The sequence below is a fragment of the Paenibacillus sp. FSL H8-0548 genome, from assembly GCF_038630985.1.
GTDB lineage: Bacteria > Bacillota > Bacilli > Paenibacillales > Paenibacillaceae > Pristimantibacillus.
The window spans coordinates 4,865,891-4,884,023 of the sequence record NZ_CP152049.1 but is presented as its reverse complement, the minus strand read 5'-3'; the positions used below and the strand labels follow the sequence as shown (position 1 = coordinate 4,884,023).

The window sequence follows — 18,133 nt, the reverse complement described above, 5'->3', positions numbered from 1 at the left end:
AAGCCAGAGGATGACCGGAGGGAGGAAAACATATGGTAGGCGACAAAGCATGGGGCGGACGGATTTTTAACGGAGTGAATATGGTACTGCTCGGCATTATTGGATTGGTGACGGTACTACCGTTTATACACGTATTTGGCAGCTCATTTGCCACGGCAGGCGAAATAGCTTCCAAAAAGTTTTTACTAATACCAACGGAATTTACGCTGGATGCGTACAGATATATTTTTTCCACCAGTACATTGACTCGGTCTATGCTCGTTTCGATAGGCGTTACAGCATTTGGCACCATTTGGAGCATGCTGATTTCGGTGTTGACGGCTTATGGACTATCACGCAAGGATCTGATGGGGCGCAATTGGATTATGTTTTTATTCGTATTTACGATGCTGTTCAACGGCGGCATGATCCCGACATTTCTGGCTGTTAAGGAAACGGGTTTGCTGAATTCATACCTGGCTTTGATTATTCCGGTATCCATTAACGTGTTTAATATGATCATTCTCAAAACCTTCTTTCAGGGGCTTCCGGATGCGCTCGAGGAATCGGCCAAAATCGACGGCTGCAACGATTTCGGCATATTATTCCGCATCATAATTCCTTGCTCGCTCCCGGCAATTGCGACAATTTCGCTATTTTACGCCGTGACTTATTGGAATACGTATATGCACGCTATTCTCTATTTAAGCGATGCGGCCAAGTGGCCGGCGCAAGTGCTGCTGCGGCAAATTATCGTACTCGCGAGCGGCTTGAGCTATGACAATGCTGTTTATACGGATGTACCGCCGCCTTCACAAGCGGTGAAAATGGCCGTTATCGTTGTGGCGACGGTACCGGTGCTGCTCGTATATCCGTTTTTACAAAAGCATTTTGCCAAAGGTGCGCTGCTCGGTTCAGTTAAAGCTTGATGAGGAGGAAGAGTCCGATGCCTACACAAAGCTGGTCGATTCGAACGGTTGATTCGCTGATCAGGCAATATCCGCTGCTGTCGGATCATCCCTATTTGAGTGATTGCTGGAATTATGAGAGCGGCTGCCTGCTGCTGGCAATCGCCCGCCTTTATGAGCGAACCGGATCGCAGGGATATTTGGCCTATATTCAAAAAAATATCGATGCTTATGTCGCCGATAACGGTTCAATTCGCAGCTATAATCTGGATGATTACAATCTGGATCAGGTCAATCAAGGCAAGGTGCTGCTGTTTCTTTATCAACAAACAGGAGCGGACAAATACATGAAGGCAGCCAAGCAGCTGATTAACCAGCTGGCAGGACAGCCTCGCACCGAGGAGGGCAGCTTCTGGCACAAAAAGGTATATCCTTACCAGGTATGGCTCGACGGCTTGTATATGGCTGCTCCTTTCCTGGCTGAATATTCGCGGATGCAGAATCAGCCAGAGCTGCTGGACGATGTAGCGAGCCAGCTCCTAATCGCCGAGCGCCGCACGCGCAATCCGCTGACGGGGCTGCTGCACCATGCCTACGATGAAAGCAAGGAGCAGGAGTGGGCACACCCGGAGCATGGCCGTTCTCCTCATGCTTGGGTGCGGGCGGTTGGCTGGTATGGCATGGCAATCGTCGATGTCCTTGATTTTATGCCGATCAACCATCGCTTGCGTGGGCAGCTTGTCGGCACGTATGAGCGGTTGTTTGCGGCATTGGCGCAGGTGCAGGACAAGGAGACCGGGCTGTGGCATCAAGTGCTGGGCCAGGAAGGGCGCTCCGGTAATTATCTGGAAAGCTCCGGCTCGGCCATGATCATATATGCGGCGCAAAAGGCGCTTAATCAGGGTTATCTTAGCGGGAGGTATCGTGCCGCGGCTGATCATGGATATGGTGGACTGCTGGAGCATGCAGCGGCTATTGATGAGGCTGGGAATGTGCATGTACACGGTATTAATCGTGTCGCGGGATTGGGCGGAGAGCCTTACCGTGATGGGTCCTTTACTTATTATATCAGTGAGCAGGTTGTCTCTAATGACTCTAAAGGCATGGCACCATTCATATTGGCATGCTTGGAGAAAGAAAAAGGCGAGGAAACCCTATAATAAAGAGTAAATACAGGCGTAAAGCCGAACAATCGGGAGGAGAAACCAACGATGAGTACGTATGCCCATACTGAGCTGGAACGTTTTCGGCAATCATTTGACGAGCTTGATGTGGCGCAGCAGGTGGGTGTGCTTGGCAAACCGTCCGACGAAGCTATTTTGCAACAATTTATCGAATCTGGTGTGAAATTCTCTGCTTCATCACCGGTGCTTACCAAGGTGTACTACCGGGCAGTGCGCAAGCTGCTGGATTGCATCGTTCCGAATGCGCAGCAAGCGCCGATTCTGCAGGAGGGAGGGGTTTATCTGGGATGCTGGCTGGAGAGTACCGGAACGATTAATGCCGAGCTTTGCTCCCGGTTTATCCCGTCTGTTGCGGAAGCGACCTACAGTCAATTTGCCGCGCTGCAGCGCGAAGACGGCTTGCTGCCCTACAAAATTACGGCAGAGGGTGCCGTATTTAAGCAAATCCAGCTCGTCACGCCGCCGGCCAGAAGTGTCTGGAACCATTATTCGCTGCATGGGGATAAGACAGCGTCAACCTTTTTACCGCAGATGTATGAGGCGCTGTCTCGATATGATGACTGGCTGGTACAGTATCGCAATACGAGGGGAACAGGCTGTGTTGAGGCATTTTGTGCATTTGATACCGGTCACGATTTGTCCCCAAGGTTCTGGCATGTGCCGGATACGCCGCATCTGAATGACCCGGCGCTCGTCCATCCCGATTCTCCCATTTTACCGTTTCTAGCACCTGATCTGACTGCCAGCGTATATTGCAGCCGTAAATATCTTGGCCGAATGGCGCTGGAGCTCGGACTGCCGGACGACCCGTGGAGGGAAAAGGCGGAGAGCGGGTTAGAGAGCCTGATGAAGCATTGTTTCGATCAGGCGGATCATTTCTTTTACGATGTAGATAAGCAGGGGCATTTTGTTCGCGTTCAGTCCGATGTGCTGCTTCGCGTGCTTGCAAGTGAAGTGGGAGATAGAGACTTTTTTGACGGGATGCTCAAGCGGTATTTGCTTAATACTTCTAAGTTTTTTGCAAAATATCCATTTACGTCGCTGTCGATGGACGATCCGCGGTTTGATCCTTTTTCAAGCTATAATACTTGGGCGGGTGCGACGAACTTTCTCAGCCTCATTCGTGCACCGCATGCTTTTGAATATCATCAGCGCTATGTGGAGCTCACTTGGGTGCTGCAGCCGATTATTTCTGCGTTGTCACGAATGACTCGGTTTGGTCAATGCCTTAGTCCGTGGACCGGGGAGGAAGGCTATACGGAAACGTATTCGCCCGCCATACTATGCCTGCTTGACTATATTGAACGGCTCAGCGGCATTTTTCCGACAACTGGAAGTGAGTTATGGTTTACAGGATTGCTTCCTTACCCACTGGATCATGGTATTCAATTGGCCGAGCATACCGCCTACAGCCGCACGGTTGATGGGATTGCCTATGAGCTGATTAATACGGAGGAGACGGCGAGCATTTTTGTCAGCGGCAAACTGCGGTACCGTTTTCCGTCAGGCGTCCGCCTGGTGACGGACCGCGCTGGCAAGCTAAAAGCAGTGATCGGGATGAGTGTACGAAGGGTGGAAGGTGTCATCGAATACGGCGAGACGCAAATTTCTTTTGCCGTGGACGGAAATGAGACGCTAGTTTATGAGAATGGCATTTTTTATTCAGCGTCCTCGCCAGGTGTCATTTATCCAACATATGGACAAAGGTGAGCATAGAAGCGAGGTCTGTCGTAAGTGACTAATAATACTGCCTCGCTCCACTGGAAGCGAGGCGGTTAGGGGCACTGAGCGTCACTTCCCCCAATACCTTAACCATAGACGGCAGAAATGTCGTTTTTTTGTTTTGGATTGTCAACAGTAGACTGAACAATAATTATAAGAGCATTTTGGCAATTAACACAAACAAGAGACATAAAATGATAATGGCTGCTGCCGCTTGCTTCAAGTTATCCTTTACGCGGACATGAGCCAAAATCGCTCCAATCATCGTTATTCCCAGCCATAAACTAGCAATTTCAGCCCAATCAGATTTCCAAAAACCTATGATAAACATGGCCGCCCCGATAAGCTGAACTATGCCCGTAACCACACGAAACCATTGAGGAAGTCGTAATCGGTTGAAATTATCTATATGCATGGGCAATCCATAAATTTTTCCGACACCAGAAAGGAGAAATATCGCAATAAGAATGACCTGAAGCAGTGTAGTTATAACGAGCATATTCATCAACCTCTCTTTATGACCTTTTTTTTATTTAGAAACAAAGTAGCAATGGCTGCGGTAGCAATAACCGTTCCCAAAAAGAGAGCAATGGTTAGTTCAATGCTTGTTAATCTATTCTCTATATTTACACGAAAGAAAAAGAATAAGGTAGCGGGAATAGAGATGGTGATTGCCGTTAACAATCCAGGAGAATACTCCTTAAAGACAATGGTCGTTATCACATGGAAAATTGCATTTAAACCAATATGCAATTGGAATGCTGCTGTTAGAACAACCCAACCGCCATGGTATCCCACAGAAGAAGCTTTATAGGAGGCCAAAAGTACGAGTAGAATCATGAGGCCCTGAGTCATTGCATGCTTGTAGGTCGTCATAGGAGCAAAGTAGCGTGTAGCCCATGCTGAAAAGCCAGGAAGCTCTTCAATGGTGTGAATGGTTAAAACAACATAAGGCAGCCAAAATATAAGATGCAAATCTTGAAACATCGTTATCCGCTCCTTGTTTTGAATTAAATTGATTGAACGTTCAATCAAATTTTAACGAAAAAAAATTATTTCTTTGTTGATAAATAAGTCTCTAACAGCTCGGCAAAAGTATGGTAAGCAGCGTCGATATCGAAATTTGGATCAGCCATTTGCTCAAGTGCTAAGCCATCAATCGTTACATTAATGATGGATGCCAGTGCCTTTTTATTAATGGTCTCTCTGATTGGCAGCATGTTCATCGTTTTTAACACTTGTTGTCGGCCAGCTTCAAGGCTTTTTTGAATCTCCATACGTCCTGCGTCACTTCTAAGACCAATTGCAAACAGTTCAAAACGAAGACGATGCCAATCCGGATACTCATTCACCATATTTTTCGGAACCTCTAACGCATTGCGCAAAAAGCTTTCATTCATTGGAATTTCCGAAATTTTATTCATTTCTTCAATATAACGGGAACTTTCCAAATGAAATATTTCGAACATTAAATCCTCTTTACTCGGGAAGTAATAATTAATCAGCCCCTGTGATATTCCAGCTTGCTTGGCAATCTCTTTCATTGAAGATTTATCATATCCCTGCTCAGCTAATACCTGATAAGCAGCATCGACGATTTTACTCTTTGTATCTCCATTTGGTCCTTTAATGATTATCATCACCTTTTGTATGAACGTTCAAACAAAATTATAACAAAATAAAGCGAACTGTCAATAGCTCATATTAGTGTACAAATGGTGGTGATACATGACAATGCTCTCTTCATTTTAAGGAAATTTCAATTTTGCTATAGTAAGGTGATTGCTAGTCGGACGGTCACATGTCTATAATATATATAACCTATTGTGGCAGTCCATAATAGGTTTGCAGAAAGATTGACGTTCAATATGCGCTTAAAAAAGTCGGATCAACAAGATGATAGTATGATAGTAGGCGGGGGGACAATGAAAATGAGCAATCAGACGGCAAATGAGGAAGTAAACAGCAAGGACGGTGAAATGACCGAGGAGAAATGGGTGGAGCTTCTAAAGGCTGTTCACCATAATGGCCTCGTATCCTTGAAAATGCACTTTGACGACGTTGAAGGACAAGTGTTGAATCTCGAAGCCTACGGCCCAGTTTTTGTATTTCATGTGAAGGATGAATTTGATAGTGTATATTCCTGCGGTTTTTTTCTGCGCGAGTTGATCGACAGATTCCAATCGGGCAATGATCCAGCAGTGTGGATGGCTTCATTCTTCGTTGATCTTATGAAGATTAAGGGAGGGAAACCCCTCTCGCAGCCTGCTTCAAGCGAAGAAGAGGCTAAAGCGATCATCGACAAGGTACTCGTTCCGCATTGTATAAAAACAGTACGTGAAGAATTTGCTCCGGAGCAAATTCATGCAGGTCTAGCGTGGAATGAAACACACGGTCCGGTCTTTGAAACTGGTTTTCCAGCGATTACAGAAGGAAATAATGTATGCGCTATCCCTTTGCATCTTATGTTGACACATCTGCAGTTGAACCGAGATCCCGGGGAGCTTCTGCTCCAAGGGTTGTACGATATCCGAAGCAATCATGGAATGGACTAGAATAGGAAATTCAGGATAATTTTAGGATTCGATTCACATAGGCTCCACTAAATAAGACATTTCACGCAACCTCATAAAGGTTGCGTTTTTCTATTTGATGGCATCCCGAAGAGGCTGCATAGTACGCCCCTTACTAATAATTTAACACGGAATCTCTTTGTTTATTGAGAGCGACAAATACAGCAAAGAGCAGCAGGACGATTCCTGTAAATATAAACCCTTCAATAATATTAAAAGGAAGCCAGCCTAATACGGAAGAGCCGGCTACGACACCTAGAGAAAAGCAGGCGTAGAAGTATCCGTAAGCTTTCCCGCGCAGCTCTGCGGGCGTCGCTTTAATGAGCATCGTATTAATGGAGGGGAATAAGAAGGCGAAGCCTACTCCATATAAGGCTAACACGATATAAAGCGATAAGGTCGTCGTTGACTGGCTAATAAGCAGCTGACTTAATCCCATTAAACCAATTCCGAGGGCCATCGTTGTAGATGGAGCTGCACGGTCAAAAATACGATTAGTAGGAAGTACGAAGATGAGAACAGCAACGATCCCGAAAGCGCTCATTAATGTGCCGCTTAAATTCGAATCATACCCAAGTGTCTGCACATGCAAGGGCAGCAAATAAGCGATCACGCCTTGTGAGAACATTAAGAAAAAGGCACCGCCGTAAGCTTTTATTACACCTGCATTAAAGAATGAGCCTTTAGATGCTTGGACAGCATCGACCTTTTCTTTTTTGGCTATCTTGTACTTGCTGAGAAAAATGGCGGACAAGACAGCAAGTGAAAATCCCAAAATAGCTACGCACATAAAGACGAAGGGTACAGACGTTTTGCTTGCCATAATTCCGCTGAAAGCAGGACCGATAATAGCAGCTAGTCCAACAAATGTACCGGTGAAGGCGACTTTTTTCCCTTGTTGAGCATTTACCGTAGTATTAGCAGAGAATGTAAACGCGGCTGGAACAATTAATCCGGCAACAAAACCATGAATAATTCGAACAATTATTAATAATAACGGCGAATCAACGAATTGATACAGCAGTAAAGCACTGCTTGTTAAAAGCAACCCGATCATTAATATTTTGAATGGGCCTACTTTATCAGTCATGATCCCCGATAAAATATTGCCAAACGTATTCGTTAATGAGTATAGGCCAACGACAATTCCAACAATAAATGAGCTTGCGCCGACGGAAGATGCGAATGTGCTCATGACCGGCAGCTGTACGAATAAGTCAATAAAGGAAAAAAACACGATACTGTACACGATCAAGGCATAGTTAAAAGGTTTTATACTATATTTAGCTTGTGCTTTTTTTAGCTTCCAGTCCAGGATGAAATTTCCTAAAGGTATAAAGGCTGCGATTAGAGCTGCTGCAGACCATAACAGGTTCCACTGAATTCGAATGGCAGCATAAAGGATGGCGAGTGCATATAAACAGAAAATCCCCCCGTGAATACTTCCTACAACCGTTACAGCTTGTCCGATTCCCCATATATATTTTAAGGGCATGGCGATACCTAGTAATACTAATAAAGAAATACCATCTAAAACACCTGTGATACGTAAAATGTAGATTGGATGTGTCCTCACTTGATATGCTCCTAATGTATATTTTGAACTGATTACTCTATATTACCATGTTATTAGAAGATTAAAATAGGATAGGTTAGATTGGGAAAGTTAGTCAATATTTTAAAACTCATCTGTAAGTTTTTTAAAATTTTCCGATCTATTGTGCAAGCTGTGTTTAATTCTGTGAAAATGTTAATCCTACGACCCTAATGAGTTATGTTATAATTTTGCCCAGAAGAGGAAAGTGGAAGTTTGCACCAACTAGAATTGCTGGGAGGTACGCATGATCAGAGAAGGTAAGAGGATTAAATGTCTTATTATCACTATTTTATTAGGAGTACTTCTGCTTAGTAACGGGCCGATGTCTATCGTCTCCGCTGGAGAAGCTGCAGCTATGAATGATTTGACCCTAAAGCTTGATGGCAAGATTATAAAGATGACAGAACCTGTAGTAACGCTTGATGGAAGAATGTATGTCCCTGCGGCTCGTATAGCTGAATTATTCGGTGCGAAGTCAAGCTGGGATAAAGATACGGATGAAGTAACGATACATACGGCATTAAATGATAAAATTGTGCTTGGAAACGGCGTGCCGGTTGTCTATTTCAACGAAGAACGCTATCTGATGGATGTTGCTCCATTCTTAAAGGATGGAAGGCTTTATGTGCCTTTGCGCCAATTGTCGGAAATGCTGCATGCCAAGCTGCAATTGAATACCGAACAAGACATTGTTGACCTCATAACGGTGCAGCCAGTCGTAATAACCGGTGAGAAAAGCTTGGATGAGATCGCTAAGGAGCTTGGGAGCAGCAAGTCCGAGCTATTGAAGCGGAATGGACTAAATGGCAAGGAAGCCCTTAAACCGGGAACGAAGCTTAATGTGGTTATTCCTTCAATATTTACTAAAGCAGCAAAGTCGTTCACAGAAGCGGACTACATGCTGCTAGCCAAGATTACGATGGTTGAAGCTGGATATGAAACGTATCAGGGCCAGCTCGCTTTAGCGAATGTGATATTAAACAGAGTGAAGGATGTTAGGTTTCCAGATTCGATAAAAGAGGTTATATATTCAGGGAAGCAGTTTCCACCAGCCCATAACGGGATGCTTGACAAGAGCAAGCCAAATGCAAGTGTTTTACGAGCTGTGAAGGATGCCTTGAACGGGAAAAATAACGTTGAGAACGCGGTCTATTTCTTCAATCCGAATATTTCCAAAGGATCGTTTTGGTCCAGCCTGGATGTTATTGCATCGATCGGTCATCATAGTTTTGCTAAATAGGAAGGTCCGTTATAGCCATAAGTGAAGTGCCCCCTGTCAAGTAGACAGTGTAAAAAACAAAAAAAGTTAATTTATTTCCCCTCAGTTCAATTAACAGAGCTGAGGGTTTTGTTTTCAGCTCTCGTGTTATGCAGTTCGTCGGTATTCCATAGGGGACAAGCCATTTAAACGCTCTGTATAGCGGTAACGGTTGTAGTAACGCATATAATTTCTCACATCATGAAGGACATCTTCATAGGTCTCGTATTTGGTGAGATAATAGCTTTCAGCTTTTAATGTACCCCAAAATCGTTCAATCGGTTGGTTATCCAAACATCGACTTACGCGAGACATGCTTTTAGTAAAATGGTGCTTAACCTGTAGTCGATTGTATGCATGTGAAGTATATTGGAAGCCCCTGTCGCTATGGAGAAGTGGGGCTACGCCCGGGTTTCTTTTGTAAGCCTTCTGTACGGTGTCTATGACGAGTTTATTGTTGTTAGAGTGGCTTAACACCCATGAAACAACGGAGTTATCGTAGAGATCAAGGATAGCGCTCAAATAGGCTTTACGACCATTCCCGTACTTTAATTCTGTAACATCTGTACACCACTTACGATTAGGAGAATCTGCGCAAAATTCACGGTTCATCACATTTTCAGCCACATGCATCTCGGAGGCTTTCAGGTAGTTTGGTCGCTTCCTGCGAATGACGGCTTTTAACCCAAGAGCACGCATGATTCGGTAATAACGTTTTTTGTTAAAATTCTTTTTGAGTTTTCGGTTCATTTGTATGCAGATTTGACGATAGCCAAGTATTCCTTTCCGCTTGTCATAGCGAAGTTTCACTTCTTTAGCGAGCGAAAGGATTTCAAGTTCCCTGATGGATGGTTTCCATTTGAGCCATTTATAATAGGCAGACCTGGCGACTCCTGCTAGCTTACACAGCATGGTGATGGCGTAGCCTTTCTCCGTGTGCAATTCTTGAATAACTCGATACAAGTCTGCATGCCGAACTAAGGTTAGCGTGTATTTCGTCGCCGGATCTCTGCCAACTTTTTTGCGAGGGCATTCTCCATTTCTAAGTACTCGTTGCGTGCTTCAAGTTCTTTGATTCTAAGCTGGAGTCGATCATGATCATCCAGCTCCCCTGCAGGCCTATTACGGCCCCGATTGTCATGAAGGGCTTCCACACCCCCGGATGTACATTTACGAACCCATGCATACACCTGTTGATAAGAAACATCATACTTCTCAATGGATTTCTGATAATCCAAATCATTGGCGATCGTATACTGTACGATTTCAATGCGTTCTTCGAAAGTGGTTCTACGTCCTTTGTTCATGCGGGATAGTCCTTTCCCTTTACGAGTAGGTTTTATTTCTATCCCTTTAGTATACTTGGAAATCCATCTCGTCAAAACGCTTTTACTCGAAATATGGTACTTCTTCGTTGCCTCTCGTATAGAATGATTACCGGATAGGACATCCCTAACTGCAGCCAGTTGCAGATCCTCTGAATAGGCCTTACACCCACTAGATTCCTTTAATCCTTCATTTCCATCTGCTTTATACTTCCTTATCCAATCCGTAAGCGTACTGCTGTCTACCCCTAGCCGTTTCGCCTCAAAACTGGGGGTTGTTTCATTCAGAAGGCATCGCTTTACGACGCGTAACTTTACCTCGAAAGAAATTGGACTCCTTTTGGACATCATAAAAACTCCCATCATTGTAGAAGTAGAAGTTTTTGTTTTTTCTACTGTCTACTATGATGGGAGCATATCATAAGGCTGTAGCGGGCTTTTTTTTTTGAAATATAGGAAAGTATACATTCTCTGCCCCTGTTGATAACGATGCTGCGCCAGCAGCCGGAGAACGGATAACGAAAGCTAAAGGGAACCAGAGATGCTATTACGCAGAAATGAAGCGAGACCGGGCAAGTAAGGTGCATATTCATTCCATTCCCGTTAACGAAGAGGTATCGAATTAATGTGAATGAAGCACAGTGGGCGAAACAAAACTTTTATATTTGGCTCCTTCATTTGTTTAAATTCAGTTTACAAAGGTGAGTTAATATCACTACATAACCGTTTCATATGGGAGGAATTGCAATGGAGCTTGTACGTAAAAAGAAAATAGAGCAAGGCGATGGGGGATGGGCCATCGAAGCGACCGGACTCGTTAAAACTTTTGGTGACAATCGCGCGGTGGATGGCGTGAATTTGAATGTACGTCCAGGTACAATCTACGGCGTGCTTGGACCAAATGGGGCAGGCAAGACCACAACAATCGGAATGCTGGCAACCTTACTTCGTCCGGACGCAGGCTCAGCACGAATCTTCGGGCATGATGTGGTGAAGGAGTCGCAGATTGTCCGACAGCTGATAGGGGTAACCGGCCAATATGCATCGGTCGACGAGTCGCTTAGCGCTACCGAAAACCTGATCATTTTCTCTAGGCTGCTAGGGCTGGGGCGGAAAGAGGCGAAGCAGAAGTCAGAGGAGCTGCTTGAGGAATTTGGTTTGACGGAAGCTGCAAAACGTCCGCTGAAAAACTTTTCCGGAGGTATGCGCCGGCGATTGGATTTGGCTGCAAGTTTAATTGCACAGCCACCGCTTATCTTTCTTGACGAGCCGACTACAGGGCTGGACCCGCGGACGCGTTCGCAGATGTGGGATACAATTCGTCGATTGGTGAAGACAGGATCAACCGTACTTCTAACCACACAATACCTCGAAGAGGCGGATCAACTGGCGGACCGGATTGCGGTTATTGATCGTGGCCGAGTAGTTGCTGAAGGAACTGTGGATGAGCTGAAAGCTTCAGTAGGTACTTCATCACTGCATTTAGGCGTCCAAAATCTAAAGGACATCGAGGCTGCGCGTCAGACCGTTGAACGGGTGCTTAGAATCCAGTCCAATGTCTCTTACGAAACGGGAAAGATAACTGCGCCAATGGCCAACGCTGATCTGGTTACAGATCTGCTTATCGCTCTTCGCGAAGCAAATATTCACTTGGCTGAAATGAGTGTACAGAAACCGACACTCGATGAGGTGTTTCTAACCATCACTGGGCATGGTGTTGAAGAGGACGTGTCACAGGCGTCTTATGAATCGAATGAAGCGGAGGTAGTAAAAGTATGAGAAGTACTTCTATAAAATCGGGATTCGACCGCCAGCTGAAAAATCACACGAGCTTCAGTCAAACGATACGCAATTCGTTGACGATGGCATATCGAGGATTGCTGAAGATACGTAGAACACCAGAGCAACTGTTCGATGTGACACTTCAGCCTATTATTTTCACCTTGATGTTTACGTATATCTTTGGCGGGGCCATCTCCGGCGATATCGTCAGTTATTTGCCCGTCATTATTCCTGGTATCCTCGTGCAGACGGTGATCACTACCTCAGTCGTAACCGGAGTTCAATTGCGTGAGGACATGGATAAAGGAGTATTTGACAGGTTCAAATCATTGCCTATTGCGAGGATTGCCCCGTTAGCTGGCGCCTTGTTAGCAGATACCGTTCGGTATACGATTGCGACTGTACTTACTTTAGTTATGGGATATATTATGGGCTACCGTCCTGATGGCGGGCTTGATCATGTCGCTATCGCAGCAGTTCTTGTCATTTTCTGCTCGTGGTCGATTAGTTGGATATTTGCCTTCTTTGGCGTGATTGCTCGTACAGCCTCAAGTGTACAGGGGATATCGATGATTATTCTATTTCCATTGACGTTCCTCTCCAACGCCTTCGTGCCAGTTGATACGATGCCGAACTGGCTTCAGTGGTTTGTTAATATCAATCCGATTTCGCATCTTGTGACTGCCGTGCGAGAGCTTATTAATTCAGGAACTGTAGGTTGGGATCTTGCTATTTCTTTGCTTGGGGCTGCGATCATTGTAGCGGTCTTTGCACCTCTCACGGTTCGTGCATATATGCGCCGGACGTAGAGTAGTTAATCATTGCACAGCGGAGGTTTGATCATCGGAATGTACTTATCATAGCAGGCCTTGCATCGTCGATATTTCTTGTAGTGCCCTTTCAACCATACTACCTTTTGCTTGGTGATGCAGTCTTTGTCAGATGCAATCAGCTTATTCAGACTTTTTTTGAGCATGTTTTGAATTTAATCTATCTCTGCCATCTCAAAACCTTGGGGCACTCTTATCTAGAACTGATATCTTCCTTGCGATTCAAGGATTGGCTGGCAGTGTTTGTCGTTGATCCTTTTGGCAGATCATATTGCTCGTCATCCGTGATCAACAAACGAAAGAGGCTAGAGGGTCGAAGCGCAAACAGCTGTTCATGCCAATTAAAGATCGGTGTAAGCGATAATTAAGCAGGCGACCGGAAAAGTTTCCGATCGCCTTTTATACTTACTGATCAATTTCAGTGAATGTCTTATAGGATTATTATAGCCTGTTGACGTGCTTTGCCATAAGCGCTGGGTGCATCACCGAAATGCTTGATATGAGGTGGATGAATTGTTATTTCTTATCATAGGGTTTGAGGATACTTTGGAAGCGTCATGGGTCATATCGTAAACATGCTATATATATTGCTGGCACTTGCGAGGAAGTGTGCAAATGGTCGTGGATATGTCAGATTGCTTGCTTATGATGTTGAAGCCGAATCCAAGCTGATTGACTCCTACGGTGCTCATGAGAGAATGGATGTTTGAGTACGCTTAAAATCTTGTTCAGAAAGGGCCTTGAAAGATGTGAATGGATTAAATGATGTCTAAAGTGGTAAAGTTAAATGTAGTAGTATACGATCAGAACAGATGATTTATCACGCCATTTTGTCTAGAAGTATATGATTATATTAAGATAAGTAGTGAATTTATTGGAGGATTGAATAGATGACAATATATGAAAAGATGCATTCTGGTGAATTATATAACTGCACCGATGAAGAACTGATGGTTGAGCAGGGCAAATGCCTTGAGAGACTATATGATTTTAATGCAACTCGCCCGTCCGAGGCCGAAAAACGTAAAAAGCTTATGAAGGAAATGTTCGCTGAAATGGGTGATAACTGCTATATTGAGCCGCCGTTTCATGCAAACTGGGGCGGCAAGCATGTACATTTTGGCAGCGGTATTTATGCTAATTTTAATCTGACTATGGTTGATGATACCCACATTTATGTGGGAGACCACACTATGTTTGGCCCCAATGTAACGGTTGCGACCGCAGGCCATCCAATTGTTCCCCATCTTCGCGAAAATGTAACACAATTCAATATACCGGTTCATATAGGTAGAAATGTTTGGATTGGTGCAGGTGTTATTATTGTTCCAGGAATTAAAATTGGTGATAATACCGTTATCGGCGCAGGTAGTGTCGTAACTAAAGATGTTCCTGCCAATGTGGTTGCTGTTGGAAATCCCTGCCGTGTACTACGAGAAATCAATGACCATGACAAGGAATACTATTACAAAGACAGAAAAATTGATTTTAAGTAAGAGTGTCAGCTCTCTTTGCATGTGGAGTGCTGTGTGTTAGTAGTGAAAATGCTTTGAATAAGTAGCTCATTTACCTGATTTATTATGAAGCTTAAGCAGAGATAATGCTTGAGCTTTTTTTGTTTTTTTTCAAATTTAAAATGATTCTATTATTGGAAGCGATGAGGTCAGGGGAGAGTCCTATTATAGACTGTGATTCTAAATCTACCGCTCGTAGAATGCAAATTCACTTTCTCGTTGGAATGATTATCTTTACAGGAAGATTTATGTCTGATAAACTAACCAAACCTATTGTTAACCAAAAATAAATATATCAGGTTAACAATAGAGCGTGTCAAACTAAAGGTGGTAATATCTTGTGACAGTACTGGATTATGAACGACTCTCTGCCATGAATAAGGAAAATTTATGGCATCCTTTTACTCAAATGAAAGACTACAATAACTCCGATCCTCTAATTATCGAACGCGGTGAAGGCATCAAATTATATGACGTTAGTGGGCGTGCATATTATGATGGATTCTCCTCGGTGTGGCTTAATGTCCATGGACACAACGTCCCTGAGCTAAATCAAGCGATCACAGATCAGTTAGGACGTATTGCACATTCTACCCTTCTCGGTATGGCTAATGTGCCTGCCATTGAACTTGCAGAGAAATTGGTAGAGATTTCTCCCAAAGGGTTAAATAAAGTGTTTTACTCTGATTCTGGAGCAACGGGTGTTGAAATTGCGGTCAAAATGGCATTTCAGTATTGGAAAAACCTAGGACAGGAGGGTAAGACGAAGTTTATTACGATGAATCAGGCGTATCATGGAGATACAATTGGAGCGGTTAGCGTAGGTGCGATTCCACTGTATCATGACGTGTTTCGCCCAATGCTGTTTCCTTCGTATGTCATTCCGTATCCTCATGCTTACCGCTGTGATGGCGGTGAACGGGAAGCAATGGAAGCTACGCTAATGACATTGCGTCTTTTACTCGAAACCAGCGCGGATGAAATCGCAGCGCTCATTGTAGAGCCGATTGTTCAAGGGGCTAGTAGCATCATTATTATGCCAGAAGGCTGTTTGCGTGAGATGGCAGCCATTTGCCGTAAGTATGGTGTACTGCTCATTGCGGATGAGGTGGCCACAGGTTTTGGGCGGACAGGTGCTATGTTTGCTTGTGATCTTGAAGATGTATCACCTGATTTGATGGTAGTCGGAAAAGGCCTTACTGGCGGCTATTTACCTGTCGCAGCAACGCTTGCGACAGACGAGGTGTACAATGCATTTTATGCGGATTATGAAGAGCAAAAAACATTTTTTCATGGTCATTCCTTCACAGGTAATCCGCTCGGCTGTGCCGTTGCTTTGGCTAGCTTAAAGCTGTTTGAAGAGCGTAACATCATTGAAGGAGTACGATCAAAAGCATCATTCGTAGAACATAAGCTCGCAGTTTTACATATTTCTCCGCATGTCGGTGACATAAGGCAAAAGGGACTGATGATTGGAATTGAGCTCGTACGCAATAAGGATACGCGTGAACCGTATGATTGGTCCGAACGAATCGGTGTTCGCGTAACCCAAAAGGCTAGAGAGCTTGGAATGCTTACGAGACCGCTAGGCAATGTTGTCGTATTCATGCCTCCACTAGCTAGTACAGAGGCCGAGCTTGATATTATGACGGATATTTTGATGGAGGCCATTCTCAGCGTCACTGAAGGAGAATCCATCCTATGAGGTCGATGCGTGGATTATTTGTGGTCGGGACAGACACTGGCGTTGGCAAGACCATTGTAACTGCGGCGCTTACTGCGGCTCTTCGCGCTGATAATAGGAATGTAGGTATTTGGAAGCCTGTGCAGTCTGGTGAACTGCTAGGTAGCGGAGCTACCGACGCTGAGCGTCTGCTACGATACGCCGGACTAAATGAGCAGCCGGAGGCGGTAGCCACATTCACATTCGAAGCTCCGCTTACGCCGTTGCTCGCAGCCAAACAATCTGGGGTAACCTTAACATTGCAGGGGCTAGCAGCCGCTGGTGAAGATCTATTACATCGTTATGAATCGTTACTTATCGAAGGGGCTGGGGGCGCAGCTGTTCCATTAACTGATGATTATCTCATGGTGGATTTGATTTCGGAGCTTCGGATCCCGGCTCTGATCGTAGCTCGTTCGGGTCTCGGAACGATTAATCACACGCTGCTTACGATGTCCTATTTACGGGAAAATGGGGTTCCGATTATAGGCTTTATTTTCAATGATGGACAATTAATTGACACGTCTGGCGATCCGAGTGTGGCAACTAATGCAGAGCTAATTGAACGTTATAGCGGCATCAAGTTTCTCGGGCATTTCCCCTACTTGAAGGACGAAATAAATACAGAATCGCTGATCCATGCAGTTCGAGAACAGATTCAATTGGAAACGATCGCACAGGCACTAACAATCCAAACAAATTGAGGGGTGAGCGAAATGACAGCTATAAAATCAAAAATAGAGTGGTCGTTACTTGCTGAGAAAGCGCTAATGGGTGAATGTTTAACAGCTGAAGAAGGGCTAGCTGTTCTTGAATCAGATAACGAAGACATATTGTCCTTGATGCACGCTGCTTTTCAGGTCAGACAACATTTTTACGGCAACAAAGTGAAACTGAACATGATCATAAATGCAAAAAGTGGATATTGCCCCGAAGATTGCGGTTACTGCTCACAGTCCATCATATCGACGGCGCCTGTTCAAAAATACACTTTGCTCGACAAAGAAACGCTGCTTGCTGGAGCACGTGAGGCTATGGCACGAAAAGCAGGAACCTACTGCATTGTGGCTTCGGGTAAAGGCCCAACGGAGAAGGAGCTGGACCAAGTCGTACATGCGGTTAAAGAAATACGTGCAACGATGCCGCTGAAAATATGCGCATGCCTCGGGATTTTGAAGGACGGTCAAGCCGAACGTTTAGCAGAAGCAGGTGTACACCGTTACAACCACAACTTGAACACAAGTAAGGATAATTACTCGTCTATTACGACTACGCATACTTATGAACAGCGTGTTGAAACCGTGGAAAAGGTAAAAGCACATGGCATGTCCCCCTGCTCCGGTGTAATTATCGGTATGGGTGAAAGTAATCAGGAAATAGTTGAGATGGCTCATGCGCTCCGTGAGCTCGATGCGGATTCGATTCCGATTAATTTTTTGAATGCTATTCCTGGAACCCCTTTGGAGGAAGCAGGACGCACCCCGGCTCTGAAAGGGCTTAAGGTACTGGCATTGTTTCGATTTATCTGTCCGTCTAAAGAGATTCGTGTTGCAGGCGGTCGCGAAGTTAGCCTCCGTACGTTGCAACCATTGTCGCTATATGCTGCCAACTCACTCTTTGTAGGTGACTATTTGACGACTGTAGGTCAAGAGATATCAGTTGATCATCAAATCATTGAAGATTTGGGCTTTGAGATTGAGTTAAATGCTCTTTAAAATTTATATGAACGTCCTTTAAG

The 18,133-nt window shown here is 44.6% G+C and carries 16 protein-coding genes and 1 pseudogene; 11 read left to right on the top strand and 6 right to left on the bottom strand.

The features are described 5' to 3' along the window. The first annotated feature begins 32 nt into the window (after positions 1-32). The 3 genes from MHI37_RS21320 to MHI37_RS21310 are packed head-to-tail and all read left to right on the top strand — an operon-like array spanning position 33 to position 3,781. A complete protein-coding gene (locus MHI37_RS21320) occupies positions 33-908 on the top strand; it encodes a carbohydrate ABC transporter permease (RefSeq protein WP_076339870.1) in 876 nt (291 codons plus the stop codon). 17 nt (positions 909-925) lie between these two features. Continuing rightward, on the top strand, positions 926-2,047 hold the full coding sequence (locus tag MHI37_RS21315) for a glycoside hydrolase family 88 protein (RefSeq protein ID WP_076339871.1): 1,122 nt from the start codon (positions 926-928) through the stop codon (positions 2,045-2,047). A 51-nt stretch (positions 2,048-2,098) separates the two neighbouring features. Continuing rightward, positions 2,099-3,781 (top strand): hypothetical protein, encoded by a 1,683-nt coding sequence (locus MHI37_RS21310; RefSeq protein ID WP_076339872.1) that lies wholly within the window; start codon positions 2,099-2,101, stop codon positions 3,779-3,781. 163 nt (positions 3,782-3,944) lie between these two features. On the opposite strand, the gene MHI37_RS21305 is transcribed toward MHI37_RS21310, so the two are convergent. The 3 genes from MHI37_RS21305 to MHI37_RS21295 all read right to left on the bottom strand — a co-directional run bounded on the left by MHI37_RS21305 (position 3,945) and on the right by MHI37_RS21295 (position 5,433). Next, positions 3,945-4,292, bottom strand: coding sequence for a DoxX family protein (locus tag MHI37_RS21305; protein ID WP_076339877.1), 348 nt, complete (start codon positions 4,290-4,292; stop codon positions 3,945-3,947). A 5-nt stretch (positions 4,293-4,297) separates the two neighbouring features. After that, a complete protein-coding gene (locus MHI37_RS21300) occupies positions 4,298-4,780 on the bottom strand; it encodes an HXXEE domain-containing protein (RefSeq protein WP_076339873.1) in 483 nt (160 codons plus the stop codon). Between the two features lie 65 nt (positions 4,781-4,845). After that, on the bottom strand, positions 4,846-5,433 hold the full coding sequence (locus MHI37_RS21295; protein WP_076339874.1) for a TetR/AcrR family transcriptional regulator: 588 nt from the start codon (positions 5,431-5,433) through the stop codon (positions 4,846-4,848). A 285-nt stretch (positions 5,434-5,718) separates the two neighbouring features. On the opposite strand from MHI37_RS21295, the gene MHI37_RS21290 reads away from it, so the two are divergent. Next, complete coding sequence (locus tag MHI37_RS21290) at positions 5,719-6,348, top strand: hypothetical protein (protein WP_342556509.1); 630 nt, start codon at positions 5,719-5,721, stop codon at positions 6,346-6,348. A 133-nt stretch (positions 6,349-6,481) separates the two neighbouring features. Here MHI37_RS21290 and MHI37_RS21285 read toward each other — a convergent pair whose 3' ends face one another. After that, positions 6,482-7,942, bottom strand: coding sequence for an MFS transporter (locus MHI37_RS21285; protein ID WP_076339875.1), 1,461 nt, complete (start codon positions 7,940-7,942; stop codon positions 6,482-6,484). Between the two features lie 265 nt (positions 7,943-8,207). On the opposite strand from MHI37_RS21285, the gene MHI37_RS21280 reads away from it, so the two are divergent. Further along, complete coding sequence (locus tag MHI37_RS21280; RefSeq protein ID WP_076339876.1) at positions 8,208-9,203, top strand: stalk domain-containing protein; 996 nt, start codon at positions 8,208-8,210, stop codon at positions 9,201-9,203. A 126-nt stretch (positions 9,204-9,329) separates the two neighbouring features. On the opposite strand, the pseudogene MHI37_RS21275 reads toward MHI37_RS21280, so the two are convergent. Then, positions 9,330-10,187 (bottom strand): annotated as a pseudogene (locus tag MHI37_RS21275) (IS3 family transposase); the annotation flags it as partial. Positions 10,188-10,204: 17 nt separating this feature from the next. Beyond that, entirely contained in the window at positions 10,205-10,897 is a 693-nt protein-coding gene (locus MHI37_RS21270; RefSeq protein WP_342556508.1) for a transposase, read from the bottom strand. Between the two features lie 396 nt (positions 10,898-11,293). Between MHI37_RS21270 and MHI37_RS21265 the strand changes: the two genes are divergently transcribed. The 6 genes from MHI37_RS21265 to bioB all read left to right on the top strand — a co-directional run bounded on the left by MHI37_RS21265 (position 11,294) and on the right by bioB (position 18,110). Further along, positions 11,294-12,325, top strand: a complete 1,032-nt coding sequence (locus MHI37_RS21265; RefSeq protein WP_076339071.1) for an ATP-binding cassette domain-containing protein — start codon at positions 11,294-11,296, stop codon at positions 12,323-12,325. Further along, on the top strand, positions 12,322-13,137 hold the full coding sequence (locus MHI37_RS21260) for an ABC transporter permease (protein ID WP_076339070.1): 816 nt from the start codon (positions 12,322-12,324) through the stop codon (positions 13,135-13,137). Before MHI37_RS21265 ends, MHI37_RS21260 begins: the two co-directional genes overlap by 4 nt. Positions 13,138-14,048: 911 nt before the next feature. Next, complete coding sequence (locus MHI37_RS21255; RefSeq protein ID WP_076339069.1) at positions 14,049-14,654, top strand: sugar O-acetyltransferase; 606 nt, start codon at positions 14,049-14,051, stop codon at positions 14,652-14,654. Between the two features lie 391 nt (positions 14,655-15,045). Beyond that, the gene (bioA, locus tag MHI37_RS21250) at positions 15,046-16,377 is read left to right on the top strand and encodes an adenosylmethionine--8-amino-7-oxononanoate transaminase (RefSeq protein WP_076339079.1); all 1,332 of its coding nucleotides are present in this window, start codon (positions 15,046-15,048) and stop codon (positions 16,375-16,377) included. Next, positions 16,374-17,099, top strand: a complete 726-nt coding sequence (bioD, locus tag MHI37_RS21245) for a dethiobiotin synthase (RefSeq protein WP_076339067.1) — start codon at positions 16,374-16,376, stop codon at positions 17,097-17,099. The genes bioA and bioD overlap by 4 nt, the downstream gene beginning before the upstream one ends. A 12-nt stretch (positions 17,100-17,111) precedes the next feature. Continuing rightward, complete coding sequence (bioB, locus tag MHI37_RS21240; RefSeq protein WP_076339066.1) at positions 17,112-18,110, top strand: biotin synthase BioB; 999 nt, start codon at positions 17,112-17,114, stop codon at positions 18,108-18,110. Positions 18,111-18,133 lie beyond the last annotated feature (23 nt).

What these genes read in the sequence shown, in the direction of transcription:
- MHI37_RS21295 (WP_076339874.1), bottom strand. Translation starts at nt 5,433, where the DNA reads ATGATAATCATTAAAGGACCAAATGGAGATACAAAGAGTAAAATCGTC.
- bioB (WP_076339066.1), top strand. Translation starts at nt 17,112, where the DNA reads ATGACAGCTATAAAATCAAAAATAGAGTGGTCGTTACTTGCTGAGAAA.
- MHI37_RS21255 (WP_076339069.1), top strand. Translation starts at nt 14,049, where the DNA reads ATGACAATATATGAAAAGATGCATTCTGGTGAATTATATAACTGCACC.
- MHI37_RS21280 (WP_076339876.1), top strand. Translation starts at nt 8,208, where the DNA reads ATGATCAGAGAAGGTAAGAGGATTAAATGTCTTATTATCACTATTTTA.
- bioA (WP_076339079.1), top strand. Translation starts at nt 15,046, where the DNA reads ATGAATAAGGAAAATTTATGGCATCCTTTTACTCAAATGAAAGACTAC.
- MHI37_RS21305 (WP_076339877.1), bottom strand. Translation starts at nt 4,292, where the DNA reads ATGCTCGTTATAACTACACTGCTTCAGGTCATTCTTATTGCGATATTT.
- MHI37_RS21315 (WP_076339871.1), top strand. Translation starts at nt 926, where the DNA reads ATGCCTACACAAAGCTGGTCGATTCGAACGGTTGATTCGCTGATCAGG.
- bioD (WP_076339067.1), top strand. Translation starts at nt 16,374, where the DNA reads ATGAGGTCGATGCGTGGATTATTTGTGGTCGGGACAGACACTGGCGTT.
- MHI37_RS21290 (WP_342556509.1), top strand. Translation starts at nt 5,719, where the DNA reads ATGAAAATGAGCAATCAGACGGCAAATGAGGAAGTAAACAGCAAGGAC.
- MHI37_RS21320 (WP_076339870.1), top strand. Translation starts at nt 33, where the DNA reads ATGGTAGGCGACAAAGCATGGGGCGGACGGATTTTTAACGGAGTGAAT.
- MHI37_RS21265 (WP_076339071.1), top strand. Translation starts at nt 11,294, where the DNA reads ATGGAGCTTGTACGTAAAAAGAAAATAGAGCAAGGCGATGGGGGATGG.
- MHI37_RS21300 (WP_076339873.1), bottom strand. Translation starts at nt 4,780, where the DNA reads ATGTTTCAAGATTTGCATCTTATATTTTGGCTGCCTTATGTTGTTTTA.
- MHI37_RS21260 (WP_076339070.1), top strand. Translation starts at nt 12,322, where the DNA reads ATGAGAAGTACTTCTATAAAATCGGGATTCGACCGCCAGCTGAAAAAT.
- MHI37_RS21270 (WP_342556508.1), bottom strand. Translation starts at nt 10,897, where the DNA reads ATGATGTCCAAAAGGAGTCCAATTTCTTTCGAGGTAAAGTTACGCGTC.
- MHI37_RS21310 (WP_076339872.1), top strand. Translation starts at nt 2,099, where the DNA reads ATGAGTACGTATGCCCATACTGAGCTGGAACGTTTTCGGCAATCATTT.